The 12,430-nt window shown below is 72.8% G+C and carries 12 protein-coding genes; 6 read left to right on the top strand and 6 right to left on the bottom strand.

Annotated elements, in window-relative coordinates:
- Nucleotides 1-121 precede the first annotated feature (121 nt).
- On the bottom strand, nt 122-2,146 hold the full coding sequence (locus ACIRSS_RS28385) for a M4 family metallopeptidase (protein ID WP_400900131.1): 2,025 nt from the start codon (nt 2,144-2,146) through the stop codon (nt 122-124).
- 256 nt (nt 2,147-2,402) lie between these two features.
- Entirely contained in the window at nt 2,403-3,677 is a 1,275-nt protein-coding gene (locus ACIRSS_RS28380) for a helix-turn-helix domain-containing protein (protein ID WP_400900129.1), read from the bottom strand.
- Between the two features lie 382 nt (nt 3,678-4,059).
- On the opposite strand from ACIRSS_RS28380, the gene ACIRSS_RS28375 reads away from it, so the two are divergent.
- Genes ACIRSS_RS28375 through ACIRSS_RS28365 form a run of 3 tightly spaced genes read left to right on the top strand, consistent with a single transcriptional unit; the run spans nt 4,060 to nt 5,630 of the window.
- Complete coding sequence (locus tag ACIRSS_RS28375; protein WP_400900127.1) at nt 4,060-4,251, top strand: hypothetical protein; 192 nt, start codon at nt 4,060-4,062, stop codon at nt 4,249-4,251.
- Nucleotides 4,252-4,260: 9 nt separating this feature from the next.
- Nucleotides 4,261-5,046, top strand: a complete 786-nt coding sequence (locus ACIRSS_RS28370; protein WP_400900125.1) for a TIGR00730 family Rossman fold protein — start codon at nt 4,261-4,263, stop codon at nt 5,044-5,046.
- Entirely contained in the window at nt 5,046-5,630 is a 585-nt protein-coding gene (locus ACIRSS_RS28365; RefSeq protein ID WP_400900123.1) for a TIGR00730 family Rossman fold protein, read from the top strand. Before ACIRSS_RS28370 ends, ACIRSS_RS28365 begins: the two co-directional genes overlap by 1 nt.
- Here the strand turns inward: ACIRSS_RS28365 and ACIRSS_RS28360 are convergent.
- The gene (locus ACIRSS_RS28360) at nt 5,608-6,441 is read right to left on the bottom strand and encodes a LysR family transcriptional regulator (protein ID WP_400900121.1); all 834 of its coding nucleotides are present in this window, start codon (nt 6,439-6,441) and stop codon (nt 5,608-5,610) included. The two genes, ACIRSS_RS28365 and ACIRSS_RS28360, sit on opposite strands and share 23 nt — an antisense overlap.
- 70 nt (nt 6,442-6,511) lie before the next feature.
- Here ACIRSS_RS28360 and ACIRSS_RS28355 point away from each other — a divergent pair, with 70 nt between their 5' ends.
- Nucleotides 6,512-7,228, top strand: a complete 717-nt coding sequence (locus tag ACIRSS_RS28355; RefSeq protein WP_400900119.1) for an SDR family oxidoreductase — start codon at nt 6,512-6,514, stop codon at nt 7,226-7,228.
- A gap of 62 nt (nt 7,229-7,290) precedes the next feature.
- The gene (locus ACIRSS_RS28350; RefSeq protein ID WP_400900117.1) at nt 7,291-7,719 is read left to right on the top strand and encodes a peptidase inhibitor family I36 protein; all 429 of its coding nucleotides are present in this window, start codon (nt 7,291-7,293) and stop codon (nt 7,717-7,719) included.
- Here ACIRSS_RS28350 and ACIRSS_RS28345 read toward each other — a convergent pair.
- On the bottom strand, nt 7,716-8,390 hold the full coding sequence (locus tag ACIRSS_RS28345) for a lysophospholipid acyltransferase family protein (RefSeq protein WP_400900115.1): 675 nt from the start codon (nt 8,388-8,390) through the stop codon (nt 7,716-7,718). The genes ACIRSS_RS28350 and ACIRSS_RS28345 overlap by 4 nt on opposite strands.
- Nucleotides 8,391-8,441: 51 nt before the next feature.
- On the opposite strand from ACIRSS_RS28345, the gene ACIRSS_RS28340 reads away from it, so the two are divergent.
- The gene (locus tag ACIRSS_RS28340) at nt 8,442-9,344 is read left to right on the top strand and encodes a glucosyl-3-phosphoglycerate synthase (protein ID WP_400900113.1); all 903 of its coding nucleotides are present in this window, start codon (nt 8,442-8,444) and stop codon (nt 9,342-9,344) included.
- Here the strand turns inward: ACIRSS_RS28340 and cydC are convergent.
- Both cydC and cydD read right to left on the bottom strand, forming a co-directional pair.
- Nucleotides 9,280-10,872: a thiol reductant ABC exporter subunit CydC gene (gene cydC, locus ACIRSS_RS28335; protein ID WP_400900111.1), complete on the bottom strand. Its 1,593-nt coding sequence runs from the start codon at nt 10,870-10,872 to the stop codon at nt 9,280-9,282. The two genes, ACIRSS_RS28340 and cydC, sit on opposite strands and share 65 nt — an antisense overlap.
- On the bottom strand, nt 10,869-12,428 hold the full coding sequence (gene cydD, locus ACIRSS_RS28330; protein WP_400900109.1) for a thiol reductant ABC exporter subunit CydD: 1,560 nt from the start codon (nt 12,426-12,428) through the stop codon (nt 10,869-10,871). Before cydD ends, cydC begins: the two co-directional genes overlap by 4 nt.
- Between the last annotated feature and the right edge of the window lie 2 nt (nt 12,429-12,430).

The following is a 12,430-nucleotide window of genomic DNA, read 5'->3' as shown; positions in this document are numbered from 1 at the left end:
CGCCCCCCCGGGCCCCTGTGCCCCCCCCCCCCCCGGCCGGCGGGGGGGGCCCCCCCCCCCCGGGGGGGGGGGGGGGGGGGGGGGGGGGGGGGCCCCCCCCCCCCCCCCCCCGCGGCCGGGATCAGCAGGCGCCGGCGTCGCTCCACACGGCCCACGAGCCGGGCGCGCCGGGCTCGGCACCGGTCGAGTACCACAGCGACGTCCACTTGTGACCGTTGTGGCCGACGACGTCGTTGGGCACGTACGCCTTCGCGGAGTCCCACTCGGCGAGGCCGGCGCAGCCGGTCGGCGGGGTGCCGGTGCCGACGGTGAGCGAGAACTGCGCGGTGTGGTCGGCGTCGGTGCCGTCGCCGGTGACCGTCACCTGGCTGGTGCCGTTCGGCGTGGTCGCCGAGGTGGTGATGGTCAGCGTCGCGGTGCCGCCGGACTGGACGCTCGCCGGGCTGAAGGTCGCCTTCGCGCCTTCGGGCAGGCCGGTCGCCAGCAGCGAGACGGTCTGGGCGTTGCCCGAGGTGACCCGGGTGGTCACCGTGGTGGTCGCGGTCTGTCCGGGTTGGACGGACGCGGCCGTCGGCGACAGCGTCAGCGAGTAGTCGTTGCCCGCGGGCGGCTGGCCGCTGCAGGTCGGCTCACCGCTGACGGCCGTGACGCTCACGGCGTCCCACGCGGCCTTGGTGGCGGTGAACTCGGTGCAGCTGCCCGGGAAGAGCGCGATCGCGGCTTCGAGCGTGGCCTTGCGGGCCGCCTTGTGGTTCCAGGAGGACGTCTTCTTCAGCAGTCCGTTGTAGAAGATCTTGCCGGCCTTCTGGATGCCGATGCCGGTGACGGTGCTCCCGTTGCACGTCGGGCTGGCCGGCGAGGCGTTGCTGCCCTGGGAGAGCAGGTAGAACCAGTGGTTCTGCGGCCCGGCGGCGGCGTGCACCTCGGTGCTCGGGATCGAGGACGAGTAGCAGTTCGGGTCGCCCTCCTGCGACGGGTTGTACATGTACCGGATCGGGCCGGTCCCGGTCAGGTTGACACCCTCGCCGACGGTGAAGTCCGGCGTGTCGACGGGGTTGTTGGCGTACGCCTCGGTCAGCGCGCCGAAGATGTCGCCGGTGGACTCGTTGAGCCCGCCGTTCTCGTTGCCGGAGCCCGCGCCGCCCGGGGTCGTCTGGAAGATGGCGTGCCCGAACTCGTGGCCGACGACGTCCATCGGCGTCGCCTGGCGCTGGTTGTCCTGCGAGTGCCCGAAGTGCGTCGACGAGCCGTCCCAGTAGGCGTTGACGTCGTTGAGGCCGACGCTCGCGCGGAAGCCGCCGCCGGCGCCGTCGATGCCGTTGCGGCCGAGCCAGTCGCCGAGCATCTTCCACTCGGTCTGGACGCTGTAGAGCGCGTCGACGCAGCCGGTTTCGAGGTCGGTACCGGACCGGTTGCCCCAGGTGTTGGTGCTCTTGGTGAAGATCGCGCCGCCCTCGCGGCCGCAGGCGATGCCGCGGCGGGCCGGGTCGGTCATCGAGTAGGAACTGCCCGAGCCGGACGTGTCGAGCGAGACGGTGCCGGCGTAGTAGGAGTTGCCGGTGCCGGCTTCGCGGACGTCGTCGCGGGTGTCGAGGACCTGGCCGGTCGCGCTGTCGACGAAGACGTGCAGCTTGGTCGGGTGGGCCTGGTCGTGCCCGGAGACGACGACCTCGTAGGCCAGCTTCGGGGCGTCCCCGGCGAGCACGACGAGCTTCGGCGCGGTCGCGCTGTCCACTGTGGACACCTTGGTCCTGGCGATCTCGGCCGCTTGATCGGCGTTCAGCGTGGCCTGGGTTTTCACGGTGATCGGGGCGGTGCGCGCGGCTTCGGTGCCGCGGACCCGCCCGGCGCCGTCGGCGACGACGACCGCGTCCCCGCCGACGACCGGCAGGCCGTGGTAGGTGCGCTGGTAGGAGGCGTAGTAGAGGCCGCCGCCACCGGGGGTGACGCCGGTGCGGACGAAGGCTTCACCGGCGCCCTTGGCGAGCCGGTCGACGCCGCTGAGCGCGGCCTGGTCGGCGGCCCGGGCGGCGAGCGCTTCGGGCGGGGCGGCGGGTGCGGGGGCGGCGGCGGCCGGGATCGCCGGCACCGCTGCGAAGGTCAGGGCCAGGCCGGCGATCGCCGCCAGCCCTCGTGGGGATCTCATGGGGCACCTTTCCGGGGAACGCGGGGAGTGTGACCGACGGAATAACTGCTGTTATTGCGCCGGACGCGTCCGAGTAAAGGTTCCGGTCGTCCGCCGGTCAATGGGCCGAACGGCCTAGCGGGGGCGCGTGAAGATCACGGCGTTGTGGACGAAACCGCAGGAAACGACGGGGTTGACGACTGGTCTGAACCAATTCACCAACTTTGGTAGGGAGTTTGGTTTTGGTCCGGACCACTGAGCCCAGTGGTCCGGCCGATCAGCCCTCGGTGCCCGCCGCCGAGTCCAGACCTCGCCGGTAGGCCTCGATGGCCTCGTCCACATGACCACGTTGTCGGAGCACGTCACCCAGCCGCAGCGCCGTCGAAAGCGCGGCCCCGTGCAGCGACGCCCCTGTCTGGATTTCCGCCGCCTCGCGCAACAGCCGGGTCGCCGTCTCCAGATCCCCCTGGGCCTGCGCGATCTGCCCGCGCAACCCCGTCGCTTCCGCCAGCCCCTCCACATCGCGCGCCAGCAGCGGCCACACCTCCGCGACCAGCGAAGCCGCCTCCGCGGGCGCGCCCTGGCGGAGCCGGACCTCGGCCAGTTCGACCGTCGCGCCCGCGACGCCCTCCTCCGACCCGATCGCCGCCAGCTGGTCGCGCGCCGCCGTCAGCTCCGAACGCGCTTCCTCCAGTCGCCCCAGCCGGCGCAGCAGGTACCCGCGCGCCCAGCGGCAGCGGGCCGCGTCGCGGTCGAACCCCACCGACGCGAACAGCCGGCACGCCTCGATCAGGTCCTGCTCGGCCCGCTCCGGCTGCCCGATCGCCTGCCACACCTGCGACGCCTGCCGGTGGAACCGCGCGACGAAGTCCGGCCGCGAAGCCACCCGCGTCAGCCGGACGCCGTCGAGCGCCGCACGCTCGGCCCGGTGCAGCCCGCCCATCTCCATCAACGGGTGGATCAACGCGCTGAGCAGGCACAACTCGGCGTCCGGGTCGAGGTCCGGAGCCTGCAGGGCCTCTTCGACGCGCGCGATCGCCGTGCCCGCGTCGCCGCTCAGGTACCGGCAGCCCGACCAGCGGTGCACGATCATCGCCCGCAGCCACGGCGGCGCCGCCTCCGCCAGCTCCTCCGCGTGCTCCAGGTCCTTCTGCGCGCCCGAGACGTCGAACAGCTGCCACTTCACCTCGGCCCGGCAGAACCGCGCGTAGCACTCGACGTCGTCGAGGCGGTAGCCCGCGGCCTGCCGCGCCACCGACGCGAACCGCTCTTCCGCGACGGCGATCCGGCCTTGTTCGAGGTCGCGGTACCCCTCGTCGAGCGCCGCGCGCAGCTCGTCGGCGATGCCGTGTGGCCGGCCGAACCGCAGCTCGTCGACGGTCAGCCCGAGCCGCCGCGCCAGGTAGGCCAGCATCTCCTCCGACGGCGGGCGGCTGCCCGTCTCGACCTTCGCGAGGAAGCCCCGGTCGTAGCCCGGCTCGGCCAGCTCGCGCTGGGTCCACCCCCGGTCGGTGCGCAGCCGCCGGATCCGCGCGCCGAGCGGTTCGGTCATCTCCCCACGGTAGGTCATCACCTGTTAAGTCCGGGAAACGGACATATAGCGCTCGCGTCCGGCCGAGGTGCGCGTCGACCAAGTCGGCTACGCGCTACCCGAACGTTTTCGGCCTCGGTCTGTCCACTCTGGACCGCCCGGGGCGCCGAGCCGAAGATCGCCGGCGAGGGCGGCGACGAATCGTCGAACCACTGCGGCCGCTGGCCGAACTGGGTTTCGTGCTGTCGCCTAACCTCGCCGGCCGCGGACCTGCGCCGCCAGCTGGACGCGGGCGTCGAGCCCGCGAAGAAGAGTCCATTCCGGACCGCCGCCGACATCACCGACTTCGACGCCGCCGGCCGCGAACCTCGCCGGACCTTCCAAAGTGCGGTACGGCGCGGTCGTGAACGGCGCCGGCAACTTCGCCGATCTGCCGTTCCCGGCGGGCGCGACGGAATGCACCCGTCCGTATGAATCCTTCGACGGCCAGGGAAGTCGCTACGCGGACGGCCTCGGTTCACGGCCCGGCAACGAGCCGGCCATCGACTTCACCTCCACGGCGCTGCTCGCATTTTCGCTGGCGGCGAGGCCGTAGCATGGCGTAGTGAGCGAACAGTCTGAATGGCCGGACGGCCAGTACCCCGAACGCCCGGTGGAGCGGCACAAGGGCCCGGTCGTGCTGCGCCGCGACCGCCGCGACCAGGGCAGCACCACCGACCAGCGGCTCCTGGACGCGCGCGGCCCGAGCGACTGGGTGCACACCGACCCGTGGCGCGTCCTGCGGATCCAGGCCGAGTTCGTCGAGGGGTTCGGCGCGCTCGCCGAGGTCCCGCGCGCGGTCACGGTGTTCGGCTCGGCGCGCACCAAGCGCGACAACCCGGAGTACGAGCTCGGCCGCAAGATCGGCGGCGCGCTGGCCAACGCCGGCTTCGCGGTGATGACCGGCGGCGGCCCGGGCGCGATGGAGGCGGTCAACCGCGGCGCGGCCGAGGCCGGTGGCTTCTCCGTCGGACTCGGCATCGAGCTGCCGTTCGAGCAGGGCCTGAACCCGTGGGTCGACCTCGGCGTCAACTTCCGGTACTTCTTCGCCCGCAAGACGATGTTCATCAAGTATTCGCAGGCCTTCATCTGCCTCCCCGGCGGCTTCGGCACGCTCGACGAGCTGTTCGAGGCGCTGACGCTGGTGCAGACCAAGAAGGTCACGAAGTTCCCGGTGGTGCTCTTCGGCAGCGCCTACTGGGGCGGCCTGTACGAGTGGATCAAGAACTCCGTCCTGGCCGAGGGCAAGATCAGCCCGCACGACCTGGACCTGCTGCACGTCACCGACGACATCGACGACGCCGTCCGGGTGGTCCAGGTGTCCTACCAGGCCTGGGAGGACACCCACTGATGAGCCGGATCTGCGTGTTCTGCGGTTCGTCGATGGGGTTCTCCCCGCGCTACGCCGAGCAGGCGGCGGCGCTGGGCAAGCTCCTGGCCCAGCGCGGCATCGGCCTGGTGTACGGCGGCGCGAGCGTCGGCACGATGGGCGTCGTCGCGGACGCGGCCCTGGCCGCGGGCGGCGAGGTGATCGGCGTGATCCCGGAGGCGCTCTCGAGCGTCGAGATCTCGCACGCCGGACTGTCCGAACTGCACGTCGTGAAGGACATGCACGAGCGCAAGGCCAAGATGGCGGCGTTGTCGGACGGCTTCCTGGCGCTGCCCGGCGGCGCGGGGACCCTGGAGGAGCTGTTCGAGGTCTGGACGTGGGCCCAGCTCGGCCTGCACGGCAAGCCGATCGGCCTGGTCGACGTCGACGGCTACTACGGGCCGCTGCTGGCATTCGCCGACCACATGGTGACGGAGGGATTCGTCAAGGAGGACTACCGGAAGCTCCTGATGGCGGACGCCGACCCGGCGGCGCTGCTGGACGCCTTCGAGACGTACGAGCCGCCGGCGCCGCCGAAGTGGGCTAAGGAACCGCCGGGGATCTGACGTCGGTGCTCGCCCGGACGAACGCCGCCACCGCGCGCGAGCACGTCCGGTCGGGCCACGCCAGCAGCACCGACGTCCGGGGCGCGTCGAGCATCGGCAAGCACACGATGTCCGACCGCACGTGGCGCCGGGCCGACTCCGGGACCACCGCGACGACCTGGCCCAGCGCCACGAGCTGGAGCAGCTGCCCCGCGTCCCGCACCTCCGGCCCGCGCACGTCGCTGCCGGGCCACCGGGGGAACGGCTCGCCGTCCAGATCGGCCATGACCAGCGCCGCGCGGTCGGCCAGCCGGTGCCCGCGCGCGAGCATCGCCACCTGGTCCTGCTCCAGCAGCAGCTCGGTGTCGAACCCGTCGCAGTCGTCGTGCGGGCCGTGCAGGAACGCCAGGTCGACGCGGCCGTCGCGCAGCATGCGGGACTGCTCGCCGATCCCGCCCACGACGACCTCGACCTCGATCGCGTCCGGGTCGGCCCGGTAACCGGGCAGGATCCGCTCCAGCAGGCCGGCGTCGCCGTCGGGCTTCATCGCCACGAGCAGCTTCGGCGCTTCCTGCCCCGCACGCTGCGCCCGGCGCACCGCGGCGTCCACCGCGTCGAGCGCTTTGCGGCTCTCCGCAAGGAAAACCGCGCCCGCGGGCGTCAGGCTCACGCCGCGGCTCGTGCGGTTCAGCAGCGGCACGCCCATGCGGCGTTCGAGCTGCTGGATGGCGCGTGACAGCGGGGGCTGCGCCATGCCGAGGCGCTGTGCCGCGCGGCCGAAGTGCAGCTCCTCGGCGACGGCGACGAAATACGCGAGCTCCCGCGTCTCCATACCACCAGAGTATCGGCCGATGCGGCATCGGTGTTGGCTCGCGCGGACGGTTCGCTGGTGTGCTGGAGCCATGAACGAAATCACTCTGGTCACCGGCGCGAACAAGGGCATCGGCCGCGAGATCGCCGCCCAGCTCGCCGCCCTCGGGCACACCGTCGTCATCGGCGCGCGCAGCGCGGAACTGGGCGAGAAGGCGGCCGCGGAGCTGGGCGCGGACTCGGTGGTCCTCGACGTCACCGACCCCGCTTCGGTCGCCGCGGCGGCTTCCGCTCTCGAAGAGCGCTACGGCCGGCTCGACGTGCTGGTCAACAACGCCGCCATCGCCCGCCCGCCGGGCACCGACCTGGCCCACCAGAACCCCAGCACGGCCGACGTGGGCACGTTGCGCACGATCTTCGAGACGAACTTCTTCGGCGTCATCACGGTCACGAACGCGCTGCTGCCGCTGCTGCGCCGGTCGGCCGCGCCGCGCATCGTCAACGTCTCCAGCAGCGGCGCGTCCCTGACCCGGAACGCCGATCTCGCCACGCAACTGCCGATCTCGGCGGGCTACACCCCGTCGAAGACGGCGTTGACGTCGCTGACCCTGCAGTACGCGAGGGAGCTGCGCGGCGACGGCATCCTGGTGAACGCGGTCTGCCCGGGCTACTGCGCGACGGACCTGAACGGTCACGCGGGCTTCCGGACACCGGCGCAGGGCGCGGTGGCGGCGGTCCGGATGGCGACGATCGGAACAGACGGCCCAACGGGCACCTTCGTCGACGACGAGGGCCCGGTGCCGTGGTGACGGTCTAAACCGGCGGCCCGGTCCGCGCGTGGTGGGGGTGAACCGAAGGGGAGGAACCCACCATGATCGAGTCGAGCAAGCGCGCGGTCCGGCGGCTGGCGGCCGTCCTGCTGGCCCCCGTGGCCGCCTTGACCCTCGCCGCCGCGCCCGCCTCCGCGGAGACCAGCGGCTACGCGACGGTCAGCTCCTGGCAGGACTGCCCGGTGGGCTGGTTCTGCGCCTGGGAGAACGCCGACGCCACCGGCCACTGGGCCCGTTTCCAGCTGGGCTCGTCCGACCTGACCAAGGCGATCAACGGCTACGTGTTCAACGACAAGTTCCAGTACGCGTACAACCGGACGGGCGACCTCTGGGCCCTGTACGAGAACATCGGCTACAACTACTACCAGGCCGGCCGCAAGCTGGTCATCGGCCGTGACTGGCGCGGCCCGCTGGCGCCGAAGTACAGCTTCGCGAACATCACCAGCTCGCTCATGGCAGTCGTCGGCTAAGCGACGCCCTCGCTGGGCCGCTTGTGGTAGGTGTCCACGTACTCCTGCCCCGAGAGCTCCAGGATCTGGTACATCACCTCGTCGGTGACCGAGCGGCGGATCGCCGGGGAGTAGTCCTGGCCCTCGTACCGCGAAAAGTCCAGCGGCTTGCCGAAGGTGATGGCGATCTTCGCGCGGCGGGGGATCTTCGCCCCGCCCGGCTGGAGGCCCTCCGTGCCGGTCAGCGCGACCGGCACCACCTTCGCGCCCGTCGCCAGTGCCAGGGCCGCCACGCCCGTGTGGCCCCGGTGCAGCCGGCCGTCCAGCGAGCGGGTGCCCTCCGGGTAGATCGCGAACACGCCGCCCGCGTCGAGGACCTTGCGGGCCGCCTCCAACGCCGCCAGCCCGGCCTGGGCGTTGCCGCGCTCGACCGGGATGTAGCCGAGGCCGCCGACGAAGCCCGCCATCAGCTTGCCCTTGAGGCCCTTGCCGGTGAAGTACTCCGCCTTGCCGAGGAACTTGACCTGCCGCGGGGTCGCGAACGTGATCACGCCGGTGTCGAGGGCGGCGCGGTGGTTGGCCGCCAGCAGCACCGGGCCGGTGAGCGGGACGTTCTCCACGCCGTGGACCTCGGGCCGGTACACCGCCCTGGCCAGCGGGCCCAGCACGAACCGGACAAGCAGCGCGATCAAGTGGTCCTCCTCCTCGGATGCGGTGCCACCAGCATGGCACGATCGTTACTCGTGAGTTGGTTCGAGCGGCGTACGTGGCAGGAGCCCGGGTGGACGCCCGGGGACATCGTGACCGCGAAGGGTGACCGGACGGTTTCGGTCGTGCTACCGGCGCTGGACGAAGAGCGGACCGTGGGTGACGTCGTCGCGTCCGTGCGGCCCTTGGTCGGGAACGTCGTCGACGAGCTCGTGGTCATGGACTCGGGTTCCACGGACGCCACCGCCGAAACGGCCGAGGCCGCCGGCGCGCGCGTGGTGCGCCGCGAGGACGTCCTGCCGGACCTGCCGCCGGTGCCCGGCAAGGGCGAGGTGCTGTGGCGCTCGCTGGCCGCGACCAGCGGCGACATCGTCGTGTTCCTCGACTCCGACCTGGTCGACCCGGACCCGGCGTTCGTGCCGTCGCTGCTCGGGCCGCTCGTCACCGAAAGCGGCGTCCACCTGGTCAAGGGCTTCTACCGCCGTCCCCTGCGGCTGGAGAGCTCCGGCGGCGGGCGCGTGACGGAGCTGCTGGCCCGGCCGGTGCTCTCGGCGCTGCGCCCGGCGCTCGGCGGCCTGGTCCAGCCCCTCGGCGGCGAGTACGCGGGCACGCGCGAGTTCCTCGAGTCGGTGCCGTTCGCGGCCGGCTACGGCGTCGAGATCGGACTGCTGCTCGACGCCGAGGCGCGCTACGGCCTCGACGGGCTCGCGCAGGTCAACCTGGGCGTACGCAAGCACCGGAACCGGTCGCTGCTGCAGCTGGGCACGATGTCCCGGCAGATCCTCGGCACCGCGCTGGCGCGCTGCGGTGTCCCGGCCGCGGACGCGCCGTTCACGCAGTTCGTGCAGGTCGACGAGGAGTGGCTGCCGGACATCACGGACGTGAGGGTCGCCGACCGGCCGCCGATGCGGGAAGTGCTCGCCCGTCCTCGAGGGTGACGACCTCGTCGAAGCCGGCCAGGTGCTCGGGCCGGTGGGTGACGAGGACGACGCTGCCGCGCGCCTTCGCCAGCACCTTCGCGAGGACCGCGTCGCCGTGGGCAGGGTCGAGGCCTTCGACCGGCTCGTCGAGGACCAGGACCTCCGGCGCCGCGAGGACGGCCCGGGCCAGGATCAGCCGCTGGCGCTGACCGCCGGAAAGCGCGTCGCCGTCCGGGCCGGTCTCGCGGTCCAGGCCGAGGTCGAAATCGGCCGTCGCGCAGGCTTCCGCCAGCTCGTCGTCGGTCGCGTCCGGCTTGGCGAGCAGCAGGTTCTCGCGGACGGTCGTGTGGAAGACGTGCGCGTCGGCTTCGGCGCCCGAGATGATCCGCGGCAGGTCGGCGTACTCGCCGACCGGGTGGCCGTCGAGGAGGACTCGACCGTCCGTGGGCGTCTCGCTGCCGAGCAGGAGCCGCAGGAGGGTCGTCTTGCCGGCGCCGCTGGGCCCGAGGATTCCGACGCGCTTGCCGGGCGGCAGGTCCAGGTCGAGGTGCTGCAACGCGGGCGCGCGACCGGGGTATCGGACGCCGGCGTCCCGGAGCGTGAAGTGTCCTGTTTGGACTGATCGAGTGCCTTCCGGCCTGGCGGGCGCGGTGAGGACGGCCTTCACGCGGGCGGCCGACGCGCGGATCTCGGGGACGCGCCGGGCGGCGCCGATCAGCGGGAGGACGACCTCGAACGTCGTCAACGCGCCGAGGGTGAGGGCCGCGGTCCACGGCACGGAGGCGTGGCAGAGCAGCGCGACGGCAGCGGTGGTGACCAGCTGGACGAGCACCCCGGCGGCGGCCGCTGCAGCAGTTTTGTACGAAACGGTCCGTTCGTTGCGGGTGATTTCGTCGACGACGCCGGTCGCCCCGGCGAGGTGTTCGTCGAGGGCCCCGGCGGCCACGAGTTCCCGGTGCCCGGTGACGAGTTCGACCGCGCGTTCGGCGAGTTCGGCCCGTTTCGGAGCGTCGTCCAGAGCGGCCCGCCGGGTGATCCGGACGACCAGCCACGGCAGCAGCACTCCGGCGACGGCCAGCCCGCCCGCGAGCGCGACGGCGGCGGACACGGACGCGGTCAGCGTCACCGCGACGGCGGCGGTCCCGACGAGCGCGGCCACCCCAGCCGGCAGCAGCCACCGCAGGACGGCGTCCTGTAGAGCGTCCACATCGGACACGAGCCGGGTGACGAGGTCGCCGCCGGAGAACCGCGAGCCGGGCACGAGCGCCTGGTAGACGTGGGTCCGGAGGGCGCCGAGCCAGCGCAGGACGACTTCGTGCCCGGCGAGCCGTTCGGCGTACCGGAGACCGCCGCGAAGCAGGGCGAGGGTTCGGACGCCGACGATGGCGACGGTCAGGGCGCCGAGCGGCGGCTGTTCGGCGGCCCGCAGGAGCAGCCACGCGGCGGTGGCCATCAGCGCGAGAGCGGCGAGTTCGGCGCCGGCGCCGAGCAGGGCGGCGCGGAGCAGGCGAACGACGTCCCTTGTGGACAGAGCCCAGACGTTCACGCCGCCACCTCCGCGCCCACGCGCCCGTCGCGCAGCTCGAGCACCCGGTCCGCCAGCGAGACCATCGCCGGCCGGTGCGCGACCAGCACCGCCGTGCGGCCCGGCAGCAACCGTCGCGTCGCCGACAGCACCGCGGACTCCGTGCGGGAATCCAGCCGGGCCGTCGGCTCGTCCAGCAGCACCAGTCCGGCCGAAGTCCGCGCCAGCGCCCGGGCCAGCCCGACGCGCTGCCGCTGACCCGCCGACAGGACCTCGCCCAGCTCGCCGATCGGCGTGTCGAACCCGGCGGGCAGCCCCGCGGCCACCGAGTCCAGCGCGGCCGCCCGGGCCGCCGCGGGCACGTCGGCCGGCGAGCCCAGGGAGATGTTCGACGCCAACGTTCCCCGGAACAGCGTCGGCCGCTGCGGGACCCAGGCCACGTCGGCCAGCCAGTCCGAAGGGGACAAGGAACGCCGGTCCACACCGTCCACGAGCACCCGCCCCGAAGACGGCGGCACGAACCCCAGCAACACAGCCAGCACCGTGCTCTTCCCCGACCCGCTGGGCCCGACGAGAGCCACCCGCGAACCGGCGGGGACCGAGAAGTCCACTTCGGACAGAGCGGGAACGCCTTCGTAGGAAACGGACACCCGCTCGAAGACCACCGAAGGGGCACCTCGCCGTCGAGTGAAGACAGCCGAGCGCGACGAGACCACCGGCACCGCGAGCGCCTCCCGCAACGCCGTCAACCCTTCCGCCGCCGCGTGGAACTTCGCGCCCGCCGCCCGCAGCGGCAGGTACGCCTCCGGCGCCAGCACCAACACCAGCAGAGCCGTCCGGGCGTCGAGAGAACCGGACAGCAGCCGGAACCCGATCGGCACGGCGACCAGGGCGACCGACAGCGTCGCGACCAGCTCCAGCACCAGCGACGACAGGAACGCCACCCGCAGCGTTTTCAGCGTCGCGTCGGCGTGGGCGGCCGCCATCGACCGGACCGTCGCCGCCTGCGCCGCCGCCCGCCCGAACACCTTCAGCGTGCCGAGCCCGCGCACGACGTCGAGGAAGTGCCCGCCCAGCTTGAGCAGCAGCGACCACTGCCGCGAAGTCCGCGCGGCCGTGTGCTTCCCGACGAGGACCGCGAACACCGGGATCAGCGGCAGCGTCGCCGCCACGACCAGCGCCGACACGAGGTCCGTCGTGAACAGCCGCACGACCACCGCGATCGGCACCACCACCGAGACGACCAGGGACGGCAGGTACCCGCTCAGGTAGCTGTCCGTCGCGTCGACGCCCCGCGTGACCTGCGTCGCGACGACGCCGGCGCGCTCCGGTGACGAGCCGAGCAGCCGCCGCCGGAGGCCGCCGCGCACGGAGGCCGCGAACCGTCCACTGAGGACACCGTGGCCCCAGGTGAGCGCGACCCGGCCGAGCACGGCCGTGACGAGGAAGAGGGACACCCCGCCGCCGGTGAGCAGCGTGGCCAGCCCTTCGGCTTGGAGCAGCACCGCGACCGCGGAGAGCACGCCGAGCGCGGCCAGCACGGCCAAGTACCGCCGGAGTCCGGGCAAAGCAGGCACGA

This window comes from Amycolatopsis sp. NPDC101161, assembly GCF_044768185.1.
In the GTDB taxonomy this organism is placed as follows: Bacteria; Actinomycetota; Actinomycetes; order Mycobacteriales; family Pseudonocardiaceae; genus Amycolatopsis.
The sequence above is the reverse complement of the archived record's forward strand: the minus strand, read 5'-3'. Positions and strand labels throughout refer to the sequence as shown.